21 protein-coding genes are annotated in these 22,154 nt (G+C 59.9%); 11 read left to right on the top strand and 10 right to left on the bottom strand.

Annotated elements, in window-relative coordinates; translation table 11 throughout:
• Nucleotides 1–113: 113 nt before the first annotated feature.
• The gene (locus tag BLT65_RS31965) at nt 114–1,682 is read left to right on the top strand and encodes a methyl-accepting chemotaxis protein (protein WP_091785544.1); all 1,569 of its coding nucleotides are present in this window, start codon (nt 114–116) and stop codon (nt 1,680–1,682) included.
• 412 nt (nt 1,683–2,094) lie between these two features.
• On the top strand, nt 2,095–3,489 hold the full coding sequence (locus BLT65_RS31960) for a TIGR00366 family protein (RefSeq protein WP_091785541.1): 1,395 nt from the start codon (nt 2,095–2,097) through the stop codon (nt 3,487–3,489).
• Nucleotides 3,490–3,636: 147 nt separating this feature from the next.
• On the opposite strand, the gene BLT65_RS31950 is transcribed toward BLT65_RS31960, so the two are convergent.
• Complete coding sequence (locus tag BLT65_RS31950) at nt 3,637–4,812, bottom strand: GGDEF domain-containing protein (protein ID WP_091785538.1); 1,176 nt, start codon at nt 4,810–4,812, stop codon at nt 3,637–3,639.
• Between the two features lie 185 nt (nt 4,813–4,997).
• Between BLT65_RS31950 and BLT65_RS31945 the strand changes: the two genes are divergently transcribed.
• The 3 genes from BLT65_RS31945 to BLT65_RS31935 all read left to right on the top strand — a co-directional run bounded on the left by BLT65_RS31945 (nt 4,998) and on the right by BLT65_RS31935 (nt 9,372).
• Nucleotides 4,998–7,664, top strand: coding sequence for a ligase-associated DNA damage response DEXH box helicase (locus tag BLT65_RS31945; RefSeq protein ID WP_208545835.1), 2,667 nt, complete (start codon nt 4,998–5,000; stop codon nt 7,662–7,664).
• Nucleotides 7,664–8,329 (top strand): ligase-associated DNA damage response endonuclease PdeM, encoded by a 666-nt coding sequence (gene pdeM, locus BLT65_RS31940; RefSeq protein ID WP_091785535.1) that lies wholly within the window; start codon nt 7,664–7,666, stop codon nt 8,327–8,329. The genes BLT65_RS31945 and pdeM overlap by 1 nt, the downstream gene beginning before the upstream one ends.
• 143 nt (nt 8,330–8,472) lie before the next feature.
• A complete protein-coding gene (locus BLT65_RS31935) occupies nt 8,473–9,372 on the top strand; it encodes a hypothetical protein (RefSeq protein ID WP_091785717.1) in 900 nt (299 codons plus the stop codon).
• 10 nt (nt 9,373–9,382) lie between these two features.
• On the opposite strand, the gene BLT65_RS31930 is transcribed toward BLT65_RS31935, so the two are convergent.
• The 5 genes from BLT65_RS31930 to BLT65_RS46710 all read right to left on the bottom strand — a co-directional run bounded on the left by BLT65_RS31930 (nt 9,383) and on the right by BLT65_RS46710 (nt 13,668).
• Nucleotides 9,383–11,005, bottom strand: a complete 1,623-nt coding sequence (locus BLT65_RS31930; RefSeq protein ID WP_091785532.1) for an AAA family ATPase — start codon at nt 11,003–11,005, stop codon at nt 9,383–9,385.
• Between the two features lie 55 nt (nt 11,006–11,060).
• The gene (locus tag BLT65_RS31925; protein WP_091785529.1) at nt 11,061–11,738 is read right to left on the bottom strand and encodes an alpha/beta hydrolase; all 678 of its coding nucleotides are present in this window, start codon (nt 11,736–11,738) and stop codon (nt 11,061–11,063) included.
• Between the two features lie 350 nt (nt 11,739–12,088).
• A complete protein-coding gene (locus BLT65_RS31920; protein ID WP_091785526.1) occupies nt 12,089–12,568 on the bottom strand; it encodes a hypothetical protein in 480 nt (159 codons plus the stop codon).
• Between the two features lie 387 nt (nt 12,569–12,955).
• Nucleotides 12,956–13,444 carry a hypothetical protein gene (locus BLT65_RS31915; protein WP_091785523.1) on the bottom strand — a complete coding sequence of 163 codons (489 nt, stop codon included), beginning with the start codon at nt 13,442–13,444 and terminating at the stop codon, nt 12,956–12,958.
• Between the two features lie 38 nt (nt 13,445–13,482).
• A complete protein-coding gene (locus tag BLT65_RS46710; RefSeq protein ID WP_143036606.1) occupies nt 13,483–13,668 on the bottom strand; it encodes a hypothetical protein in 186 nt (61 codons plus the stop codon).
• 457 nt (nt 13,669–14,125) lie between these two features.
• On the opposite strand from BLT65_RS46710, the gene BLT65_RS31910 reads away from it, so the two are divergent.
• From BLT65_RS31910 to BLT65_RS31900, 3 genes are all read left to right on the top strand, one after another.
• Nucleotides 14,126–14,797 (top strand): HEPN/Toprim-associated domain-containing protein, encoded by a 672-nt coding sequence (locus BLT65_RS31910; protein ID WP_091785520.1) that lies wholly within the window; start codon nt 14,126–14,128, stop codon nt 14,795–14,797.
• Nucleotides 14,798–14,917: 120 nt separating this feature from the next.
• Complete coding sequence (locus BLT65_RS31905; protein ID WP_091785516.1) at nt 14,918–15,718, top strand: HEPN/Toprim-associated domain-containing protein; 801 nt, start codon at nt 14,918–14,920, stop codon at nt 15,716–15,718.
• Nucleotides 15,719–16,472: 754 nt separating this feature from the next.
• Nucleotides 16,473–16,943 carry a hypothetical protein gene (locus tag BLT65_RS31900; protein ID WP_167306590.1) on the top strand — a complete coding sequence of 157 codons (471 nt, stop codon included), beginning with the start codon at nt 16,473–16,475 and terminating at the stop codon, nt 16,941–16,943.
• A 121-nt stretch (nt 16,944–17,064) separates the two neighbouring features.
• Here the strand turns inward: BLT65_RS31900 and BLT65_RS31895 are convergent, their stop codons facing one another.
• Both BLT65_RS31895 and BLT65_RS31890 read right to left on the bottom strand, forming a co-directional pair.
• The gene (locus BLT65_RS31895; protein WP_091785513.1) at nt 17,065–17,283 is read right to left on the bottom strand and encodes a hypothetical protein; all 219 of its coding nucleotides are present in this window, start codon (nt 17,281–17,283) and stop codon (nt 17,065–17,067) included.
• Nucleotides 17,283–17,639 (bottom strand): hypothetical protein, encoded by a 357-nt coding sequence (locus BLT65_RS31890; protein WP_244186790.1) that lies wholly within the window; start codon nt 17,637–17,639, stop codon nt 17,283–17,285. The genes BLT65_RS31895 and BLT65_RS31890 overlap by 1 nt, the downstream gene beginning before the upstream one ends.
• A gap of 461 nt (nt 17,640–18,100) precedes the next feature.
• On the opposite strand from BLT65_RS31890, the gene BLT65_RS47670 reads away from it, so the two are divergent.
• Together BLT65_RS47670 and BLT65_RS31880 are read left to right on the top strand one after the other, a co-directional pair.
• Entirely contained in the window at nt 18,101–18,694 is a 594-nt protein-coding gene (locus BLT65_RS47670; protein WP_091785507.1) for a hypothetical protein, read from the top strand.
• Between the two features lie 26 nt (nt 18,695–18,720).
• Entirely contained in the window at nt 18,721–19,314 is a 594-nt protein-coding gene (locus BLT65_RS31880) for a hypothetical protein (RefSeq protein ID WP_091785505.1), read from the top strand.
• A gap of 108 nt (nt 19,315–19,422) precedes the next feature.
• On the opposite strand, the gene BLT65_RS31875 is transcribed toward BLT65_RS31880, so the two are convergent.
• On the bottom strand, nt 19,423–20,241 hold the full coding sequence (locus BLT65_RS31875) for an H-NS family nucleoid-associated regulatory protein (RefSeq protein ID WP_091785502.1): 819 nt from the start codon (nt 20,239–20,241) through the stop codon (nt 19,423–19,425).
• A 173-nt stretch (nt 20,242–20,414) separates the two neighbouring features.
• Between BLT65_RS31875 and BLT65_RS31870 the strand changes: the two genes are divergently transcribed.
• A complete protein-coding gene (locus BLT65_RS31870; protein ID WP_091785499.1) occupies nt 20,415–20,747 on the top strand; it encodes an H-NS histone family protein in 333 nt (110 codons plus the stop codon).
• Between the two features lie 199 nt (nt 20,748–20,946).
• On the opposite strand, the gene BLT65_RS31865 is transcribed toward BLT65_RS31870, so the two are convergent.
• Entirely contained in the window at nt 20,947–22,149 is a 1,203-nt protein-coding gene (locus BLT65_RS31865) for a restriction endonuclease (protein WP_091785496.1), read from the bottom strand.
• Between the last annotated feature and the right edge of the window lie 5 nt (nt 22,150–22,154).

Genomic DNA, 22,154 nt, shown 5'->3' with positions numbered 1-22,154 from the left:
TCAAGTTCGCATTCATGTGACCGTTAACAAGGCCGCAGCAACGTCCTGCGGCCTTTGCTCTCGCGCTCGGCTGCGGGGGGACAACATCGTGGCTCACTGTGAAAACGAAAACTATGAAATTGAAGAATCTGCCCGTGCGGACGGGCTTTATCGCGGTTCTCTCGCTGTTTGGCATGCTGGTTCTGGTCACCGCGTTGCTCGGGATCTATTCGCTCACGAAGAACAACGGTTTGTCGGAACGGATCAGCACTCTCAACGCCGAAACGGTTGATCTCAAAGACGTCTACATCAACAACCTGAAGGCACGTAGCGCGTTGAGCCGGGCTTTTATCGCGCTGTCCACGAACCCCGCTGACAAGGACGCCGCCGTCGCCGCAGCACGCACCTATTACGATCTCGCGAAGAAGTCGTTCGCTGCGTTCGAAACCATCACGAAGGAAACCACGGCGCAACAGGACGCGGCAAAACGGGTCGCCGACACGTTCACTGCGCATGCCAACGCAATCGATCTGCTGTTCACGGCCATCGGTTCCGGCGATGTCGCCGCGTATGCTGCAACGAACGAAGGGCCAATGACGCAGACGAGCGCGGCATTCGGCAAATCGGCGGATGCCTTCTTCAAAGTGGCCGAGGATGAAACGGCGCAACTGAAGGATGAGAAGGCACACGCCAAATCGCTGTTGATGGGTGTAGCAATCGGCTTGCTCGTGTTGTCTTGCGCGTTGATCTTGCTCGTTTACTACACGCTTGAGCACACCGTCGTGCTGCCGCTCAAGGAAGCCATGAACGTCCTGCAGCACGTAGCGCGCGGCGACCTCACCGTGCAGATCCGTCATGAATCCACGAACGAAATCGGCCAGCTGTTCGACTCGATGAAGGAAATGAAGCGCAGTCTCGCCGGGATCGTACACGCGGTGTATGGCGGCACCGACACCATCGCGACAGGCGTGCATCAGATGGCAAGCGGCAACACCGATCTGTCGCAGCGCACCGAAGAACAGGCGGCGGCATTGCAGGAAACGGCGTCGTCGATGGAACAGTTGACGAGCACGGTGCGGCAGAACGCCGACAACGCGAAGCAGGCCACGCAACTCGTGATGAGCACGGCGATGATCACCGAGCAAGGCAACCGCGCCGCGCAGGAAGTCGTCGCGACGATGCAAGGGCTGTCTGATCTGTCGGGCCGGATCGCCGACATTACGAACGTGATCGAAGGTATCGCGTTTCAGACCAACATTCTTTCGCTGAACGCGGCAGTGGAAGCCGCCCGCGCCGGCGACGAAGGCCGCGGCTTCGCGGTGGTGGCAAGCGAAGTGCGCTCGCTCGCGCAGCGTAGCGCGAGCGCCGCGAAGGAGATCAAGGAGCGCATCACCGATTCGCTCGGCCGCGTCGAAGCGGGTGCGCAACAGGTCGACAAGGCCAGCCAGGTGATGGCCGACATTCTGACCTCGGTGAACCGGGTCAGCGATCTGATGGGCGAGATCGCGGCGGCATCGGAAGAACAATCGGAAGGCATCGAGCAGGTGAACCGCGCGATCACGCAAATGGATCAGGTCACGCAGCAGAATGCCGCGCTCGTCGAACAAGCTTCGGCGGCCGCGCTCGCGCTCGAAGAACAGACGGTTGCGTTGAAGAGCACGGTGTCGGTGTTCCGCGTCGAGCGCGCGTTGGCTCCCGCGTGACGTGATTCGAGACGTTTTCGCGGGCCGTGGCTGACAATCGTTTGACGCCTCGGCTTACGCGCAAGCTACACGAAAGCACGCGCCGTCAAATCGGCGCGTCGCACGTTAAACGAACGCTGCGTTGTCTTGACATCCAACGCGCATAAGACGAATAATGAAGCGTTCGTTTAACGAAACCATGTTCGATTAGCGAACTCCAGCGACACAAGACGATTCGCACGCAAAGCGCGGACGCGCCACTCATCGGTCGCGTCCAGGCCTGAGCTTCACCCGGAATTCCTGCCCCAAAAGCCACCTGACATTCAGGTGGCGTCAAGCTTTCCAGCGGTGCATGCGTCATGCACTCAAACGCCGCGTGTCGATGCCGTCCGCGCCGCCCACAGGCGGACCGACGCCACCCCGAGCGAGAAACATGAAGCGAGACACCTCCCCCACCACCGCCTTCCAGCCTGCCGCGCCGCGCGGCATCGTCGAAGGGCTTGTCTATGTTTTCGAGCGGGTCATGCCTGACCCGTTCGTGCTGTCCATCTGCCTGACGTTCGTCGTGGCCGTGCTGGCGCTGCTGATCGCGCCGACAGGCAACGTGCCGACGCTGCTCGACTCGTGGTACACGGGCACCTTCGGCATTCTGGCTTTCGCGCTGCAGATGATCCTGATTCTCGCGACGGGCTACGCGATCGCCGAGGCGCCCATCGTCCAGCGCGGCTTGCGCGCGCTGGCGGCCCACGCGCAAACTCCTGCGCGCGCTGCGCTGCTGGTGTTCCCTGTCGTCGCGATCGCCGCGTGGCTCAACTGGGGACTCGGCCTGATCGTCGGCGCGCTGCTGTCGCGCGAAATTGCACGGCGCGTTCATGTCGACTTCGCGTGGCTCGTCGCCGGCAGCTATTCGGCGTGGTCGATCTGCAATAGCGGGCTGTCCAGTTCGATCGCACTGTCGCAGGCTTCGCATGGCAACGCGCTCAATCTCGTCGAGAAGGCAACCGGCCATGTCGTCCCGCTTGCCGAGACCATCTTCGCTCCGTTCGTGTTCATCCCGACGGTGCTGGTCGTTGTCGTGATGACGGCAATCTTCATCAAGATGCATCCGAAATCGGACAACGTAGTCGCGTTCAGTGATGCGGGCGATGCGAGCGACGACGCATCCAGCGCCGACCCGCACGCGCGCAGCAGCGATGGCACTGCGACCTTCGCATCGCGCCTCGAACAGTCGATGCTCGGCACGCTGCTTCTGCTCGTGCTCGGCGTCGGCTACCTCGCGATGGAATGGCGCGAGAACAAGTTCGATCTCGACATCAACACGACGATCCTGATCTTCCTGCTAATCGGCCTCGCGCTGCAGCGCACGCCGATCGCGTATGCGAACGCGATCCGGCGCGCCGCGCGGCAGACGGGTTCGATGCTGCTGCAATACCCTGTCTATGGCGGCATCATGGGCATCATGAAGGGCACGGGTCTCGCGTCGATGATCGCCAAAGCCTTCGTGACGATTGCCACGCCCGCCACGCTGCCTGTCTGGAGCTATCTGAGCTCGCTGATCATCACGTTGCTGGTGCCGAGCGCGGGCGGCCACTGGGCCGTGCAGGGTCCGTTTGTTCTGCCCGCGGCGATCAGCCTGCACGCATCGGTGCCGCGCACCGCGATGGGCGTGGCGATGGCCGAGAACGTGTCGAACATGCTGCAGCCGTTCTGGGCCGTGCCGATCGTCGCAATTGCCGGCATCCGCATTCAGCGCGTGATGGGCTATACGGCCGTCACGTTCGCCGTGTCGCTCGTGATCTACGCGGCGGCACTCTGGCTCGTACACTGAGGCCGTCGAGCCTTCGTCACGCCGCAACCTCTTGCGACGCTTCGCCGAGGTTGCGGACCCGCTGACGATATTCGTCGCCACGCGCCGCCATCTCCGCTTCGCTGATCGACATACGTTGGCTTAGCGAGCCGACGTTATACGTGAAGGTTACGCGGCGGCCGAGCGCGCGTCGGCGCGCGCCTCTTCGAGCCGGTTGCCGCCAAGCGATTTCGCGCGATACAACGCCTGGTCGGCGGCGGCGAGCAGATCGCCCAAGGTGGCGCCATCGCTGCCGGCTTGCGCCGCGCCGATGCTGACGGTGGCCTGGATGCCCGCGCCGCTGGCATTGAGCGTGATGGTCTCGCCGAACGATTCAACGAGCGCTTCGCCCGCCTCTTTCGCACGGGACAAATCGTGACCGGGCAACAGGGCCGCGAACTCCTCGCCGCCGATGCGCGCCAGTAGCACGTCGGCGCCCAGCACGCTGCGGGCAATGTCGGCGAACGATGTCAGCACGCGGTCACCCGTCTCGTGGCCGTAGCGATCGTTGATCTTCTTGAAGTGGTCGAGGTCGATGGCGAGCAGCGAAACGGGCCGCGTCGCGCCGCCGTCACGGATCATGCGCGTGCCCTGCTCGAAGAACCATCGACGATTGCCAAGGCCCGTCAAAAAATCCGTCTGCGATTGCTGCAGCAGTTGCCCGTGCGATTCGTCGCGCACCAACCGCAGCAAGGTCATGGGGAGAACGACCGAATACAGCACGCCCTCATACATCGTGATCTTGCTCGCGGTCATCAGGAAGTCGAACCCGAACTTCGCGACGAGCCAGGGCAGGATCAACGCCCTGAATGCGTACAGAACGGCATGCGCGCCCGACACCAGCATCGCGATCTGTTGCGCTTGCAAGCGCTTCCTGCCGTCGCCGCGCGCCAGTTCGTATGCCGTCATGCCGGAGGCGACCGAGATCGGAATCGCGCTCGGATACATCCACATCACGTCCTGCCATTTCGTGCCGGCAATGACCCACGCAAGCGCAAGCAGCACGAGCACGGCGAGCGAAAGGTGCACATGCTTGCGGCCGTTCAGCGCGGCCACGCCATGCAGAACCAGCAGATACCCGCTAACGATGACGAGATTGCTCAGCGCCGAGCCGAGCGCGCCGGGAAGCTCGCGACGCCAGGAAGCCGCCGCGCAGCCGATGGCCAGCGTGGCGAATCCCGCTGCCAGTATTCCCAGTTCCCGGCTGCGCTTCGGGTGAACGCGTCGCTCCCAGAGCGTCATCAACGCACTGGCGAGGAGAGTCCCGATCAGGAGGAGATAAAGCGTATTAAGATCGACATGCATCGCTGACGTAAGGGCACTACGCCGGTACATAGCGGCGGCAGTGGCATTTTACGCGGAAAATAAGGCTACATCATGATCGTCTGGCAGCGCTTCATTACCGCTGCCAATGCGGGCACGCGCCATGCTGTGTGATGCATACCGTCCGGCAACGGACGCCATCGGGCGTCCGCGAATTATGTCACCCTATGACCGATCCGATCGATCCCGAGCGCAACGCCACGCAGTCCGCGGCCGACGCGGCCTCTGATCCTGATCGCGATCCCGCCGATGCATCCGGCATCGACGATGCAGCCAGCCTGGCAACGCGACGCCGCGCGCCCCGGCCTCGCCGCATTCCGACCAGGCGCGCCGCGCCCGCGCCGGACGCATTCACACCCGCCGCCTACGCGCCCGACCCCGACAAGGCAAAGGAGCCGTTCGACGTCCGCACCCAGCAGTGGTTCGACGCGCACAAATGGCAGCCATTCGATTTTCAGCGCGAAGTCTGGCGCGAGATTGCGGCGGGTTCGAGTGGATTGCTGCACGCGACAACGGGCGCGGGCAAGACATGGGCCGTCTGGTTTGGCGCGATGGCCGCATTCGGCGATCACGCGCCGCGCGTGCTCGCGGACCCGCTCACGGTGTTGTGGATTACGCCGATGCGCGCGCTTGCCGCCGACACCGCCCGCGCATTGCAAAGCGCTGCGCGCGAACTCGGCGTGCCGTGGACGATCGGCCTGCGCACGGGCGACACCAGTTCGACGGAGCGCGCGCGCCAAAGCCGGCGCATGCCGAGCGCGCTCGTCACGACGCCCGAAAGCCTCTCGCTGATGCTCACGCGCAGCGACGCCCGCGAAGAACTGAAGCATGTGCGCCTCGTTGTCGTCGATGAATGGCACGAACTGCTCGGCAACAAGCGCGGCACTCAGACTCAGCTTGCGATCGCGCATCTGGCGCGCTGGCGGTCGGACCTTCAGGTGTGGGGACTGTCGGCGACGCTCGGCAATCTTCCGTTCGCAGCCGACGTGCTGCTCGCGCCCGTTCGCACGCCTCGCGTGTCGGTGAGCGGCATGCAGCCGAAGACGCTCATCATCGACACGCTGATTCCCGCGACGATCGAACGCTTTCCGTGGGGCGGCCATCTCGGCACGCGTCAGGTCGGACCCGTCGCCGAGGGCATCGATGAAGCGCGTACGTCGCTCGTCTTCACGAATACGCGCTCGCAGGCTGAAATCTGGTATCAGGCGCTGCTTGATTTGCGCCCCGACTGGGCCGGGCTGATTGCGCTTCATCACGGCTCGCTTGCACAGGAAGTGCGCGAATGGGTCGAGGATGGCCTGAAGACGGGCAAGTTAAAGGCTGTCGTCTGCACATCGAGTCTCGATCTCGGCGTCGACTTTCTGCCCGTCGAGCGCGTGTTTCAGATCGGCTCGCCGAAAGGCGTTGCGCGGCTGATGCAACGCGCGGGACGCTCGGGACATGCGCCGGGCCGCGCGTCGCGCATCACGATCGTGCCGACGCACGCGCTCGAACTCGTCGAAGCGGCGGCAGCACGGCGTGCCGTCGAAGCGCGGCGTATCGAAGGCCGCGAGACGCCGCGCAAGCCGTTCGACGTGCTGGTGCAGCATCTCGTCACGGTCGCGATCGGCGGCGGCTTCACGGCGCCCGAACTGTTCGACGAGGTTCGCACGACGTTCGCGTATCGCGAGCTGACTCAACAGGAATTCGACTGGGCGCTTGCGTTCGTCGAGCGCGGCGGACCGTCGCTGCGCGCGTATCCGGACTTTCACCGCGTCGTGCGCGACGATGACGGCGTGTATCGCGTGCTGCGCGACGATCTGATCCGCCGCCACCGCAGCAACGTCGGCACGATCGTCGCCAACGCGACGCTACACGTCGCGTGGCTCACGGGCGGACGGATCGGCTCGATGGAGGAATCGTTCATCTCGCGCCTGAAGCCCGGCGACGTGTTCACGTTCGGCGGCCGCGCGCTCGAACTGGTGCGCGTGCGCGACATGACGGCCTATGTGCGACGCGCGGCTTCATCGCGAGGCGCGATGCCGCAATGGGCGGGCAGCAAGATGCCGCTTTCGTCCGAACTCGCGGACGCGACCCTCGCGATGCTCGCCGAAGCCGAGCGCGGCGTGTACGTCGAGCCGGAGATGATCGCGATCCGGCCGTTGCTGGAGTTGCAGGCGAACTGGTCGGCCTTGCCGGAAACGGGACTGCTGGTCGCCGAAATACTGCGAACGCGCGAAGGCCATCACTTCTTCTGCTATCCGTTTGCGGGGCGCGTCGCGCATATCGGCCTTGCTTCGCTGCTCGGCTGGCGCGCGGCGCGCGACCGGCCCGGCACGTTCTCGATTTCCGCCAACGACTATGGCTTCGAACTGTTGTCGTCGCAACCGTTCGACTGGGCGACGCTGATCGACGAAGGTCTGTTTTCTTCCACGCACCTTGCCGACGACATCATGGACAGCCTCAACGCCTCCGAACTCGCGATGCGCCGCTTCCGCGAAATCGCGCGCGTCGCCGGTCTCGTCTATCAGGCGCATCCGGGACAGCAGAAAAGTGCGCGGCAGTTGCAGGCGTCGAGCGGCCTCTTTTACGAGGTATTTCGCAAGCACGACAACGACAATCTGCTGCTGACGCAGGCTGACGCCGAAGTGAAGTTGCAGGAACTCGACCTCGACCGCATCCGGCGCGCGCTCGAAACAATGCGCGCAAGCAGGCTTGCGCTGACGCAGCCAAAGAAGCCGACGCCGTTCGCGTTTCCGCTGATCGTCGGGCGTATCCGCGAAAAGGTCAGCACCGAAAAGCTCGCGGACCGTATCGAGCGGATGCTGGCCGAACTCGACAAGGCGGCGCGCTGATGACGTTCGAAACCGTGACGGTCGAAGTAAGTGGTTATCCGCTGCAATTGTCCGCGCAGCGCGCCGCTTTCGATCCGCAACTGAAGAGCCTGTTTATCGCCGATGCGCATTTCGGCAAGGATGCCGTGTTTCGCGCGCATGGCGTGCCAGTGCCGGCCGGCGCGACGGCGGACGATCTCGCGCGGCTCGATGCGCTGATCGCTGCGCACGCGCCCGAGTCGATCGTGTTTCTCGGCGATCTGCTGCATGGGCGCGAATCGCTCGGCAGCGCGACAATGCACGCGCTCGGTGAATGGCGCGCACGGCATGCGTCGGTTCGCATGGTGATGGTCGAAGGGAATCACGATCGCAGTGCCGGATTGCTGCCACCGTCTCTGGGTGTCGAGACGGTGCTCGAACCATGGCGGCATGGGCCGTGGGCATTGTGTCATTACCCGCAGTTGATCGACGGCGCGTACGTGCTCGCGGGCCACGAGCATCCCGTCTATGTGATTGCGAGCCGCACGGATTCCGTGCGCGTGCCCTGCTTCCGCTTTGCCGCGCGATGCGGCGTGCTGCCCGCGTTCGGCGCGTTCACGGGCGGTTTCGTCGTCAACCAGTCCGCCGACGATGCGGCGATCTATGCGGTCGCGCAGAACCGGGTGATTGCGGTGCGCGAGCTTTGATAGAGGCGATTGCGCGGGTCGGCCTTGATTCTGCGGCTTCGCATCGCGCGACATGCATGCGCGTGTTTGCGGCTTCACGCGGCGCTCCGAGCCAGACTGTGCGGACGCTCAATGTCCGGATCGTCACGGGAGGTCGTTTCATCATGCCCAAAGTCAACGGCGGTTCGCCGTCCCACATCGCCACAACGCCGACTGCCGGTCCAAGCCAACCGACGCCGTCGACGGCAGGCGTCAAGCGTCGTGCCTCCAGTCCGTTGCCCGGCATGCCGCCGTCCGCGAAGCAGAAGAAGAACGACGCGCCCGCCGACTGGCATACGGAAGCGACCCGGTTCGGTATTTCCGGAAGTGGCATTGCAAAGGCATCGGGCGGGAAAGGCAAGTCGCTTGAAAAACACGGCGAGACCACGCTGCACGATCCGTCGGCCTCACCCATCGGCGCGCTTGGCGCAGCAAAGCCAGGTGATCTGATCAAGAAAACCGACGCGCCGAATGCCGGCGATCACTCTCCGTCGATTTCATCCGTCAATCGCACGCAATCTGACGAGGCGAAGGTGCTCGGCCGTGGCGCCACAGCGGTCGGCGGCGCGTTCAACGTCCGCGAAACCGACGTGCCGACCTTGCAGTTCAGCAACGATAAATTCCAGATCGACAAGGACAACCATAACAAGCCGAGAGACTCCGCCGCGCACAGCGCGTTTACGTCGTTGCGCGAGATGCACGGCGTCGGCGAGAAAAGCGCGCACGCGAACATGGACTCGCTGCTCGATGCGACGGCGCGCGCCTACTCGCCGTACAACGCACACGGCGAGCCGGCAAAAGGCGGCGTGGCGCTACCGAAGACCAACGTTCATTCGGAAAGCGCGCGCGGAGCGACTTTGCACAAGTCGTCCCAAGGCGTCGATCCGATGGTCGGCCAACAGATGATGAACATGTGGTATCGCCAGAACATGGACGGAAAGCCGATGCTCGACGAACTCATCAGAAACCGTCAAACGAACGCCGCGAACAACACCCCCGACGATCCGATGGACACGACGTCATGAGCACGCGCCGTTACGCGTGCCCGCGAAACGTCGCGCAGATCCTGAACGCATCTTCCGATAGCGGGATCTCTTTCGCGCGGCAATAGCGCGTGGTCAGCTTCAACAGTTCCTTGATGTCGCGTCCGCTCGATTGTGGCCACGCGTTGGTGAGCGCTTCGATCAGCTCGTCGCCGAGGTCTGCGCCCAGTTGCGCGGCCAGCAGCTTCCACAAGCGGACCGCGTCGGCTCTTGGCGGCGTCGCGTAGTGAATCTTCGCGATGCAGCGCGACAGGATGGCGTCGTCGACATCGTCGATCCGGTTGGTCGTCATGAACAGCAAGCCGTTGAAATACTCGAGCGTGCGCAGGAACTCGGCGACGATCGCATTGTGTTCGAGGTCGTTGTCGCGGCGGCGAATGTAGACGTCGGCTTCATCGAGCAGCAGGATCGCGTCCCAGCGTGTCGCGCGCTGCAGGATGCCCGACAGCGCCGCGCCCACCGACGCCGCAGTCGTCCCAAGCTGCCCCGAATGCACGCGATACAACGGCTTGCCGACCACTTCCGAATAGACCTCCGCGGTCAGAGTCTTGCCCAAGCCAGGCGCCCCCTGACAAAGAATCGTCGTGCCACCCGATTTGCCCGGCACGAAGTCCTGCACGAACACATTCGTCTTCGACGTCAGAATGTCGATCAGATCGCGGTGATGGGACGGCAGGACCAGCTTGTCGCGCAGTTCCGGCTGATAGCGATACGCTGCCATATGCTGGACATGCACCCAGATATCGCGGTGCCATTCCATGTGAAACAGGCACACGTAGCAATGCAAAGGCACCTTGTCGAAGCCGCTGTCGATGTTCGCATCGCGCCAGAACTCGGCGTCGGCTGTCATCAGGAAGCGGCGCTCCAGCGTCTCCTCGTCGTTCACGCACTTTGCGCTCACGCCTTCGGGAATGCGGATCAACTCGGCGCCGGCTTTTGCATCGATCGTATACGCGGCTTTCGACACCACGAACTGTGCGCCGAAACGCGGCTGGAATTCGAGGAAACGCTGCGCGTGCCGTTCGTATTCAAGCTTGAATTCGGCGCATTCCTTGTAAAAGCCGAACTCGGCGAGCAGTTCGGGAATCGTGCGGTTGACGATGTCGTGCCGGTTGATCACCAGCGACGTCGTCATGCCGGCGTGCCGCAGGTGATGCTCGGTACGCTCGGAGTTCGCGGACTGCATCGTATTCGCCAGCATGTCGACGACGACGTACGGCATGCCCTGCTCGGGCTCGACCACGCGCATGCGGCGCACGAGCCAAGGCAGCAGCGTGCCGTCCTTCGCGCGGCTGTAGAGCCAGCCGTCGATCGCATCGCGCGACAGGTACGCAACCAGGCCCGGCACGAGTTGATCGAGGCCCGGGATGATGCGCGCTTGCGGCGCATTGTAGATGTTGTCGAGCGCGAGCATCTGGAACGTTAGCGCGCGTTCGTTGTTCGCCTTGCTCAGCGAATACAGCGTATTCAGCGATCTCGAATCGAACAGTGCGCTCGATACGACCATGCTGCCGTGACATGCGCCGTGCTGATTGAGCTGTCTTGCGAGCGGCGATTCCGATTCGATCATTGCAAGCAGCGGATGCACCAGTGATTCGGGTATTTCAAAGTCCATAGACGCACTCGTATCTGAGGGTGGCACGGCGACGCGGGTAACGGCAGCGCGCCAGCTAGCTGAGAAAGAACTCGATCGCCATGCTTGTGATGGCAGGCTGGATCGCATGCAGTCCGTTGAATTCGATGTATTGCACGTCGTAGCCCGCGGCTTTCAGCTTGGCTGCGTTCGCTCGGCCGCTGGTTTCGATAGGCAGTTGCTCGTCGGCCAGGCCGTGCGCGATGAAAACCTTGGGAGCGCCTTCCTGTGTGAAGACCGACATGAAGCCGCCAGAGAACGCAATCACATGACTCGCGATATCGCCGTTCGTGATGCCGATCGACAGCGCGTAGCTTGCGCCGTCTGAGAAGCCGGCGAAGGCGAGGCGGTTATGGTCGATCCGGTAGCGGGATGTGACCTCGACGAGCGCTCGATCGAGCCGCTCAAGGTCGGGGCCGCTGCCGCCGATTACGATGTCCCAGGTTGCGTATGTCGAATGCGGCGCGAGGACGAGAAACTTGTCGCGCTCGGCGTGCTCTTCGATGAAGGGGAGAACCTTCTCTGGAAAGCCGCCTGCGCCATGGAACATCACGAATAGCGGTATGGGCTCGCGCGTGTCGAGGTCGGACGGGACGAACAGGATGGCGTCGCGGTCATCGGCGATGCCGAGTCGGTTGCGGCCCGGCGGTAATGGTGCTTTGGCCGCGTCGGCGGGAATGAAGGACAGGCGGCCAAGCAGCGACGGATCGAACATGGTGGAACCTGTATTGAGCGCGTGGCGCGCACGGATGAGTATTCCTGCCAGTTGCGGCTATGAGCCGGTAGGCGGTTAAGGCGCTGGTGATGATGCGAGCGGCAGCGCCTGTTGTGTGTTGATATGTAATATATCATGAAGATGGGCGCATTGTGGCGTTTCATTACGAATCGCTTGATAGTGAAAACGCGCAAAAAAGTCTGTACTTGCACAAAAAAGCCTGTACCTGCACAAAAAAGTTTGTACTTGCGCAAAAAAGTGTGTACCAAGACCGTCGGCTAGTCGGAAGCGAGTGCATCCCTTGATGCGCTCGCTTGAGTTGGCCATCATCCTCGTGGGCCGGTGTCCGACTAGCCTACGGAGCGACAGCACACCGCTCCATCCAACGCACACCACTCAAACATCTCGCGCATGCGGACATAGATTCCGTAGAAGTCCTCGTACGCGACCGTCTTCGCACGCTCGTCCCACTCCGCGAACTCGGCAGCCAGCCTCGCAGACGTTTCGGGACCAGCTACCCACCCTCCGTCCGACCAGATGAAGAAATCTCGGAAAGGAACAGCAACACCTGCATCGAGAAGCGCCTCGGTGGCGCCGACCAAGTAGGCAAGCCCAATAATCCAGTTGTTGCATGTCCACAAGTCACGAAAGGAGAAATACCTCACCTCCGCGCAGTGGTACGCGGCATAGTAATTCTGGTCATCCCAAAGGTCCCCAACCAACGGGTCGCCACTTGCGACGAAAAGCACGTTTTCGGCAGGATAGTCGTCGGCATCCTTCAGTCCTCGCAACTTCGTCAGCCCTCGGCCAGCCCAATACAGAACGCTCATTACATACCTTTGAATAGTAATAGTCAGCTACTCTGCAAGCAGCAGTTGGCTGCTCGCTTCCTCGATTTCGTCTGCGGCGCATGTGCGACACGCGGACCTCTCGCTCGATTTGTCGAATCGGGCATGAGGTATAGCGTTAGGTGAAGAAGGTGACGCGATAAAAAACTCCACGCTTACACAGGAAGTTTTTTAGATACACGCGAAAGTAGATCTCAAAGGAAAACAGTTTTTTATTTTTCGACATCCCGACACACCACGCGCCGACGGATTCCTCGCGACACATTTCCCAACAAGCCTACGCCCGTCTATGTACATTCCCGCACCTATAGCCGGAACGCGACTCGTAACGCCCGGCTAACCTTGCTCCCACGCGTATGCGTCGACAATTCACCACGACTGAAGCCAGCACGCACCGCCTTCAGCAGCCATCTCGAACATGTGGCGGATCATTCCGTAATAGTAGTAAAAGTCCTCGTCACCAAGAGCCCTCGCGCGCTCGTCCCAAAGAGCGAAGTCTTCAGCGAGCTTCTTCGACACAACAGGACCAAACGTTCCGGAATCGTTGCGGCCGTACCTGAAGATGTCGCGGAACGCGACTGTGCTGTCTTGCTCAGGCGGGTTATCAAGGCCGACCAGTTTCATAAGCTTGACCACCCAGTCCACGTACGCCCACCATCTGTCAGCAACGCGGTACCAATTGGACTCGTCGAATCGATACATGGCGCCCTCTTCCATGCCTTCCGTGATGGTCGGGCAGTCCGGATTCGACTCCGTGACTACGTGCACTGTCTCGTCAAAATTCGGATCGCTCAGGACGGCCTCCCGATCAACTTTCTTCATGTTCTTGCACGCAACAAAATAAACGGGACCGCTCATGAAAACACCCCTGTAAATAAACTAGTTATTCGAAAATCTTAAGATACATTTTTGTCGCCGTTGCCCGATAGCGAAGTTGCCGCGCATGCTTCAATATCAGCCAGCAGACGTCTGGGCTGATTTATATCATTCGAATTTTGGGCGAGACAAGCGATAAAACGAGGATCTTTCCAATTCAAACTCAAATTTTTAAAATCTGCTTTATTTTTATCAGCGATTTTCAACCACAAAAAAATTCCCCCTCGCCAACGTTGCGTCCCCATTTTTTAATTTGAACTGTTCGCAGGGCCAACATGCGCTCTTCTGCAGCCGCTAGCCAGGATGGCGGAATGTCGCTGGCGCAAGCTCAGAGGGGCATCGGGCCAGGCATGGCGGTGCCCCGCCCCCATAGGCCACCCGACGTCGGACCGACCGCCGCCACTATGCCGTAGCAGGCGATTCTTCGAGCTGCCCAGACAGCGCGAAAAGAGCCCTGGGCGTCAAGACAATACATGCCAAAAAACAGCGCTTATTTATTAAGAGATTTTAATAACAACAGCGGTAAATCGTAAAATAATTCCTGCGACCTCACAATTTCCCCAATTCCCATGATAAGGTTTATTCAACGGATGAGCGAACCTATACCGTTTCATCGAACCTCAATATCGGATCCCGGTCCGAAATATCTGACGCAAATCTATTATGGGCATGCCCAGCGCATTCATCACGATTAACGGCTATGGCCTAAAGACCACGCGGCTTGGTTACCGCAGATGGCGATTCAAACGCGAAGACCGAGCCATCCGGCCGACGGACCGCCGGGAATACTCGTATGTCACTTCCGCTGGCGTGATGCGAAAACGCCTAGCAGAAGCAGGCTATGGCCGCACGGCGTTGGAACTGGACTACCTGAGGACCCTGCAGAAGATCCACGCAGAGGGCGCAGAGTCCTACTTCGACGTTCGTTGCTACGCAGGCCGGTACACCTCCGCCGAGCGCGCTGACGCGTGCAGGCGCGCGTCGCTTAACGATTGGCTGTTCGCTTTGAAGGAAAACATCACCAATCACATGGAGCGCTTTCCCGACCCGCCTGAGCTTGTCGATGAGCCGGGTCGGCCTGCTGAAGTCAACGTTCTGATCGATACCCTGGCGTGCAGTAGATCGACGATCTACCCTATCGAAACGGAGCATCTACAGAACGCATTTCCCTGCGCCAGCTTGGACTGCATGGCAGTCGCGATGCTCGAAGTTGTGCCGGACACGGCCGAATGCATTCTCGACGTCACGAGCCTCGTCGACCATGTGCTCGTCTATTGCTTCGACGATCTCAGATTCGCCGATGAAACGGCCGGTGATGAAAGGTACGAAATTTGACCGTGTCCTTTCACGCAACAGACCTGAAATTCGTCAGGCAAAAAGATCGTCAACTCGGCGGCGGAGATTCTGCCCCCCCCCGTGTCCCCCGGTCCCCTTAACCTATATAAACCCTGAAAAATGACTTTTCGCGCCTACTACACGTTCGATGGCTATCCTGTTTGTTGGGAGGAAGAAAGCTATTCCCGTTGGCTTTTCACTCGAAAAGATCGAGTGATTCGACACCGAACCAAGGGAGAACGCAACGTTCTCATCGACGATCTGCCGGAGAACCGTGCGGAATGGGACGAGCCGGAAACGGACTACCTGTATGTCGTAACCGCCGAGGAGCTCCGACGACGCCTTAGTCTTATCCCCTGCCTCGACCCTGTGAGCTCGATCACATACCTCGACGAAGCGAAGTATGGCCAAGATATGACATCGCTCCGAAGCGAATTTGAGCGCTATAGACGCGCGATGATCGCGGACAAGGCACCCACGTTCTACGCGAGTGCGTCGGACTATTACGGGGAAGAAGCGAAAGCCGCGCGGAAGCATGTTCCAGAACGAGCAGACGCACTTCGAGAAACAACTCTCGACGATTGGTTAATGGCTCTGAAGGAAGTCGTTGAGCGTGGAGCAACACGCGCAAAGGGATTTACTAGTCCTTCTATGCCAAAAGGTCCTGCCTTCGATACGAAGGCGCTGGCGGACATCATCCTGACCGACCAGCATCCGTGCCATTGGGACCTAAGACCCAGGCACGATCTGTGGGGTTTCCCGTGTTCCCTGCTCGAACACCTTGCCGTCGCAATGCTAGAGGTCATCCCAGCGAACGCTGAGTGCGTCCTAGACGTTACGGAGCTCGTGAAGAACGACTGCGTGTACTGCTTCGAGGACCTCATACTTGCGAACGAGGACGGAAGAATCGCGCTCGTTTGAGCTAATCGAAATAACGCTCAGCTCATCCGGGCTGCCTATACGGGGCGGCGCCGGGTTCACTCACACCAAGCGTTCACCGAAGCGCGCTGGGCTCATCAGCTCCGCGCCTTTGGACGACTGGCTGGGCGCGTTGGAACAGCTCATCCGGCGCGGGTTGACCGGGATCTGCGTTGAACGATCTGAATTCAGCTTCTCAGAGGATGGTCGAAGTCCTACTGACAGCAGAGCCTCCGGCAGCCTACCCTCCTCTGCACGGAGTTCGGAAATTTCGCGGTTGCTGTGCTCGAGGTCGTTCCCCCCAACGCCGAATGTGTTCTCGATGTGACCGAGCTAGTGCAGAACAAGCGCGTGTATTGCCTCGACGACCTCATCCTGGCAAGCGAAGGCGCACGTGTCAGAGCTATGCCACCCAACTTTGGGTTCATCTAGTAACTACTACCGTTGGCTCGTTGCTCGCAACGACGTTCCTCAGCGAGCAGGGGCTCTCATCACCGGCGCGCGCACGGCCGTCCCCGAAAATCCGTATAGCGCTAAATGGGGTATTTGGCCTACTCGCAACAGATCGTATCCCTCGGTATGGCCAACGTAGCTGCCCCGGCTTACTATGGTCACACATCAGAAAAAGGGGTCTCTGCGAGGATCTCTCAGCAAATGAACGACGCCGGGAAGGAGCCTCCCGATAGAGCGGCCCAATAACAGCGCTGGGTTGCCGTCGAATCGAGTTCGCTCAAGCCTCGAGCCTATGGAGCACCTCATGGAACGCCGCCCTCGGTCGTGGGATTCGATGCCACTGAATGATCGCAGCCGTGCCTGGTTCGTTACCAGATGGCCCGGTAAAATCGTTGGCGTTGCAGATGCCCAACTGCTGTTCGTGGTGGATATCCGGGCATGCCGCTGCCTGTGTTTCCGCCTGTTTAGCGTTGCGTCGGCGAACTGGGCATACGACCCACTCGTGGAACTCTTCCGATTGTTTCCAGCGCCCGAAGCACTCGTCACCGACGATTCGCGTCTTCAGCACGTTCTCGCTGCCGCAGGAGCCAGTCTCGAAAATCCGGCATCGCCTTTTCTTGACAAGAGCATCACGATGACACCCGCTATCCATGACTGCATCAAATCGCTCGAAGGCCTATTCAATTCGCCCGAGTTCCAGATGCTCAAATCGATGGACACCGTCAACGAAGCCTTGGAATCATGGCGTTCGCGTTACAACGAACGCAAGCTGTAGATGAAGTGGTGCGCCATCACCCCTTTGCAGTAGTGTGTTCTACCGCTCGGCGGCTCCGCAGAGCACCTAGCTAGCAGTTAAGCGGTAGTTGTCAAACCGTCGTCGCAGGCGTGCCACAAATTCAGCCGTGGCTATCGACCCACGCACGTGCCCATTCGAGCCCCAGCTGTTGCGCTGCTTCGTCAGTCTCGACCACATCGAGCATGTCTGACGCCGCAGCCAACTTCCCCGCGCGCGTTACCGTTCCGCTGGCGCCGTAGCACGCCTTCTCGGAAGAGTCACGCTGCTGCTCAATTGCGTGTCCCCAAAGGTCGAAGCCCTTGTAACGCTCTGTCTGCATCAGCGTACGACCCCTGCAGGAACCTGGTTAGTTTTCACGCGCAACACATTGCCTTCGGGTGTTATCTGCCGGGGGATATCGTCAAAGGTGGGCGCTGCCGCGGCCGACGCGCGCTGCTCAGATGGAGTCGCCGCCACGGGAGCTTTGTGTCGACTGTGAGCAGAAGCGATGTTGATGCCGGGGCGCTTCCGCTTTTTCAGATTGCGGGTAACTGCTCCAGGCCTCGAAGTAAATTCGGCAACCACGGCGCCGCGCGCTTCTGGTGGATTCCACACTTCTACATAGTGCCCGCCAGCCATCGCGGCCGACGCGAGCCCCATGACAACCAGTCCCGGAATCACATGCTTTGCCGTCAAAGTCCCTCCTCCGCTGCGCGTTCTCAGGCACCAGGATGGTCCTGGGCGCGCCGTATTCTCGCATACGCTCGACCAGAAAACGGTGACAACGACGGCGACGAGCTCGCAGCGATACGTCGCTTCTCTACCGCCGCGGATGCCATCGCCTCAATTTGCCCCCTCCCCTGAGCCCCGCGCTCGAGCGGATAGCGGAAGAAACGGTAGCGCCTCGTTGGACACGTTCGCTCAGACGACGGCGCGCCAAGCGCGTGACTGAAATCTCCCTGCCTGATAGCGAGTTCTTCCGGCTTCAAAAATCTCGCTGGAAATAAGCGCTCATTTCGCGCCTCGCATCCACTCCCTATCGGGCTATACCACAGCCAGGCATCTGCAACCGTTAATCGCCGGATGCACAGCTTGCAACCTGGCATTCGTCAGAGCACTGCTCGGCGTGCCTGAAAATTTAACCAAGGTAACGACATATGACCAAGCAAGATATCAAACTTCCGACCACAGTCGATGTTCACGCCGATACGGTCGACGCGCTCCTCTCCTACATGGCCGATTGCCGCTTCGACGAATCGCATCTGACGTCGATGCACCTCGCACTCGCCCTTGAATACGCCCATCAACCTAATCCGACGTTCTGGCGAGACCTCAGCCCCTCGGTGTTGCAGGATGCGATGTCACGGTACATGCCTAACTGGCGAACGGCGCCCGCGATGATGGACGGAGGCGCAGACAGGCTTTTCCAAGAGGTGGGAAAGATCCTGCGAATTAACGCATTCGATGAAGCGAATGCGGAAATGTTGTCGACGCTGCCTGTCGCAGAACGCCCCACGACGTCCTCTGCGGCATTCGCGTGGATTTCCGCCGAACTCGAGCGGAAGGGACTGACCGCGGAACTCGAGTTCGCACGACCGGACGGCGATCGCTGCGGCGAGAAGGCGCTCGACGTTCTGTACTGTCTGGAGGAGGCAAAGCGAGGCGTGGTCGTCGAGCGCACGGGGACCATCGTTGCGAAAGCATACCGCGATGCCGTGATGAAACGGCACGCTGGGCTTGCCAAACTCTGATTCAGGCTTGGGTGGCGGAGATTTCCATGATGGATACCAGCATTGATGTGAGGACGCTCGACGGCGTTCATTCGAAGACAGTCGATGCACTCGTTGCCTACCTGACGGACTGTCAGTTCAACGAGTCGCAGTTGAACGTGGGAAACCTGGTAATGGCAGTAGAAGCGGTCTACGAACCGCATCCACGGTTCTGGCGAGACCTCAGTCTGACGTGTGTCGTCGACGCAGTGGCGCGCGTGTTCCCTGACTGGAAGCCCAGTGGGCGCAAAGCCCCGCGCCGTTTCAAGAGCCTGATGCATGAGTTGGAAAAGGCGCTGGAACTCAACGCTTTCGACGAAGCTAACGCGGAAATGCTCGGCTCTCTGCCAAGGCATACGCGCCCTGACGACCGGACGTCAGCAACGGATTGGATTTGCGCCGAATATCGCCGCAAAGGGCAGATGACAGAGTTGCTGTTCGCTCAAATGGACGGCAAACGATGCGGTGAGGCGGCGCTGGAGGTCCTGAGATGTATAGAAAACGCGCGCGCCGGAAAGCCGTTCGAGCGAATCGGAACCGCAGTAGCTCGCTGGTACCGCGAGTCAGTGCTCGCACAGCGGATGGAAAATATCACAACCTGACGCGCGAAGACCACGACTGCCGCTACCGAAGTGTGTCCGGTTCAAGGCGAGCACAGTTCTCTTGATGCGAGCAGGATGAAGGCACCCTGCTCGCCATTACCGGAGCAATCAAGCGGCAGTCGATTGAGCCGCGGCAGTGTTTGTCGGCGCGGACGCTTGCGCCAGTGCTTCGGGAGTCGCGACCGACTTCTTCGCGGCCGCCTTCTTCACCGTCACTTTCTTTGTCGCGATTTTCTTCGCACGTGCCTTCTTGGCCGGTGCAGTGTTCTTTTTCGCCGCGACCTTCTTCGCGGCGCCCTTCTTCGCAGCTACCTTCTTGGCCGTGCCCTTTTTGACAGCCGCTTTCTTCGCACCTACTTTCTTAGCTGCAGCTTTCTTGGCAGGCGCTTTTTTTGCCGCTTTCGATTCTGCGTTGTCCTCTTCCGCGCCGGCAATCAGGAATGCCGTCCGGTCTTTGGCGCCGGCTAGCCATGCGGGAACCCGACCACGCCCGCTCCACGTTGCCCCGGTTGCCGGATCGCGATACTTCGGTGCCTGCGGCCCACGAACATAGTTTCCGGCCTTGGTGGCCGCCTTCACAGCAGTCACCGGGGCTTCCGATGCTCCATCTGTCAGAAATTTACTACGATCCTTTGCGTTGGCGATCCACGCGGGCGCACGACCATGCCCAGTCCAGGTAGCACCAGTCTTCGGGTCACGGTACTTTGCTGCCGACGCTGCCGATTTGGCGGCGACCTTAACACCCGGCTTTCGACCACGTTTTTTGGAACCGCCGACGTGCGCTTCGATGTCAGCCGTGGTCAAACCATGCTTGTCCATGATGTCGCGAATCTTCGCGATTACGCCGGACGACTGCTTTACAACCAGTGCTTCAGCTTGAGCCTGGAGCTTTGCGATTTGTGCCTGAACCTTCTGAAGTGTTGCCATTTTTATATTTCCCCCTATCGTTAGTAATGGCGGCACTATGCCACATAACAGTGCGAATAGGCCATAGAGCGAAAGACCATATCAGCAATACCGAAACGGGAGTGGTATTCTCAAGGCACGGCGCTTGCGCTGATTCAGAAGCGCCAGGGGCGAATCGTAAAACGGGGAAATTCATGGATGAGAGAAAGCGCGACAGTATGGTCGCCTACCTACGCCGCAGGATGGCAGAAGTCGGCATTGAGCTTGATGACCTTGCAGCCGCGCTTGCGGAGGACCAGGTTAGACAGAAGGCTGCCCGATACCGAAGTGCGACCGGAGAAATCTGGTCGGGCGAGGGGGAGATGCCTCAATGGCTCAAGCAGGCCATAAGCGCAGGGCAATCAATGGAGCACTTTGCCGTCGCGCGCGCGGAAGCGGCGACGACCGAGGCAGGCCTGAAGGTGGGTTGGAGTCAAGATCCGTTTGCTGGCAGCCGACTAGCGGCCGTGCAGCCAGCACACCGCTAGCCAAGAAGGGGCGATTTTCCCAACCGCGTGTCTCCGAGGGAGCCCTACAAACGCGTTCATCCCTTGCGCTCGAGCAAGCGTGAAGACCCGTGGCAGATGCAAAGCGTAGGCACATTGGATGAGTGCGATGTTGAGCCTCAAACACTGTGGCGCCCGGCGCCAAGAGTTGTTCCTCGCGCCCCCGCGGTGTCAGGCGTACTCATCCTGCCGTAAAAGCAGCGGCGTTCGTATCTTGGACATTGTCCGCTTGTGTGCGGAATTGTTCGATTATCCGTTGGTTATAGTCATCAAGATAGGTCTGCAAGTCACGACGACCGACCAGGCGAACCGCCGCCGCACCAGCGAGCTCTATCGCTGACCGCGTGAAATGCGAGTTCGTTACGACCATCGCCTCGTCGCAGCCGTAGAAGCTCTTGGCAGATATAGCTTCCTGGACAGCGGCGTTGCCAACGCTTCCAGAGTAATTTTTCGCTTGAATGACGATCTTTTTCCCGAACCTGCTAACGAAAAGGTCGGCGCCTTGATCACCACTTAGTTTCGTTCCCTCGACGTCGTAGCCAGCTGTCTGGAAGATCTCTGCCAAAAATTTCTCGAAGTCATATCCATTCATCGCATCGACGTGATACATAGTAACGAACCGGTTCGGGTCAAAGTGCTCCAGCTTGGTTGCAAGACGCTCAACAAGAATATCGAAGTGAATCTGTTCACAGGTCCGCAGCCAGGCTTGAACGGTGTCCCAGGGCAACAGCGGAGTTCCGTACGTTGAAACGGCCTGCTCCGCATACTGCAGCTCTGGGTGCCGAATACCGTTGTTCCATAAAAAATAGAAAAACAGACTAAGGTCGTCCCGGAAGCTCGTGCCTGCCTCTCCAATCCACGACCGCAAAACGTCACGCAGCGACCCTTCAACATGCCGAGAAATTTCGTTGGAGAACCCCAAGTAAGCAGCGTTGAATCCTGTCGTGAACAAGAGTTTGTCGAGCAAATGCGGGAGCTCTTCCAGTTCCGTGAAACCTTTGCGGATCAATACTTCACGGAACAATTCCCGATTCGAGTAGGAACCGTTCAGTCGCGGCCCCGGCGAGGAGGCATCGTTTGATCCGGATCCCTCATGCCGCATGGTATGAAAGAAATTCGCGAAGTACGGTTTTTTGAGTTCTGAATATTTTTGCAAAACACTGCGAAGCAGGTCATTAAGCTGGGCTTGCTCTTTCTTTTTTCCAAGCAAATCCTTAAAAAAGCCTTTGGTTTGATACTGAAATTCGGGATAGAAGGAAGGGTCGAGAGGTACCTGTCTTTGCACTGGCGCTCGCTGACCATCTTCCTGTGTAGGCGCAGATGCGCACCACGGACAGTTGATTTCGAATGACGTTTTACTGCACGAACCGCATTGATAAATCATGATTA

The sequence above is a fragment of the Paraburkholderia steynii genome (genome assembly GCF_900100565.1).
Classification (GTDB): Bacteria; Pseudomonadota; Gammaproteobacteria; order Burkholderiales; family Burkholderiaceae; genus Paraburkholderia; species Paraburkholderia terrae.
The sequence above is the reverse complement of the archived record's forward strand: the minus strand, read 5'-3'. Positions and strand labels throughout refer to the sequence as shown.

Bases quoted from the DNA above. Each gene is read 5' to 3' on its own strand.
- BLT65_RS31965 (WP_091785544.1), top strand. From the start codon at position 114: ATGAAATTGAAGAATCTGCCCGTGCGGACGGGCTTTATCGCGGTTCTC.
- BLT65_RS31960 (WP_091785541.1), top strand. From the start codon at position 2,095: ATGAAGCGAGACACCTCCCCCACCACCGCCTTCCAGCCTGCCGCGCCG.
- BLT65_RS31950 (WP_091785538.1), bottom strand. From the start codon at position 4,812: ATGCATGTCGATCTTAATACGCTTTATCTCCTCCTGATCGGGACTCTC.
- BLT65_RS31945 (WP_208545835.1), top strand. From the start codon at position 4,998: ATGACCGATCCGATCGATCCCGAGCGCAACGCCACGCAGTCCGCGGCC.
- pdeM (WP_091785535.1), top strand. From the start codon at position 7,664: ATGACGTTCGAAACCGTGACGGTCGAAGTAAGTGGTTATCCGCTGCAA.
- BLT65_RS31935 (WP_091785717.1), top strand. From the start codon at position 8,473: ATGCCCAAAGTCAACGGCGGTTCGCCGTCCCACATCGCCACAACGCCG.
- BLT65_RS31930 (WP_091785532.1), bottom strand. From the start codon at position 11,005: ATGGACTTTGAAATACCCGAATCACTGGTGCATCCGCTGCTTGCAATG.
- BLT65_RS31925 (WP_091785529.1), bottom strand. From the start codon at position 11,738: ATGTTCGATCCGTCGCTGCTTGGCCGCCTGTCCTTCATTCCCGCCGAC.
- BLT65_RS31920 (WP_091785526.1), bottom strand. From the start codon at position 12,568: ATGAGCGTTCTGTATTGGGCTGGCCGAGGGCTGACGAAGTTGCGAGGA.
- BLT65_RS31915 (WP_091785523.1), bottom strand. From the start codon at position 13,444: ATGAGCGGTCCCGTTTATTTTGTTGCGTGCAAGAACATGAAGAAAGTT.
- BLT65_RS31910 (WP_091785520.1), top strand. From the start codon at position 14,126: ATGGGCATGCCCAGCGCATTCATCACGATTAACGGCTATGGCCTAAAG.
- BLT65_RS31905 (WP_091785516.1), top strand. From the start codon at position 14,918: ATGACTTTTCGCGCCTACTACACGTTCGATGGCTATCCTGTTTGTTGG.
- BLT65_RS31900 (WP_167306590.1), top strand. From the start codon at position 16,473: ATGGAACGCCGCCCTCGGTCGTGGGATTCGATGCCACTGAATGATCGC.
- BLT65_RS31895 (WP_091785513.1), bottom strand. From the start codon at position 17,283: ATGCAGACAGAGCGTTACAAGGGCTTCGACCTTTGGGGACACGCAATT.
- BLT65_RS47670 (WP_091785507.1), top strand. From the start codon at position 18,101: ATGACCAAGCAAGATATCAAACTTCCGACCACAGTCGATGTTCACGCC.
- BLT65_RS31880 (WP_091785505.1), top strand. From the start codon at position 18,721: ATGATGGATACCAGCATTGATGTGAGGACGCTCGACGGCGTTCATTCG.
- BLT65_RS31875 (WP_091785502.1), bottom strand. From the start codon at position 20,241: ATGGCAACACTTCAGAAGGTTCAGGCACAAATCGCAAAGCTCCAGGCT.
- BLT65_RS31870 (WP_091785499.1), top strand. From the start codon at position 20,415: ATGGATGAGAGAAAGCGCGACAGTATGGTCGCCTACCTACGCCGCAGG.
- BLT65_RS31865 (WP_091785496.1), bottom strand. From the start codon at position 22,149: ATGATTTATCAATGCGGTTCGTGCAGTAAAACGTCATTCGAAATCAAC.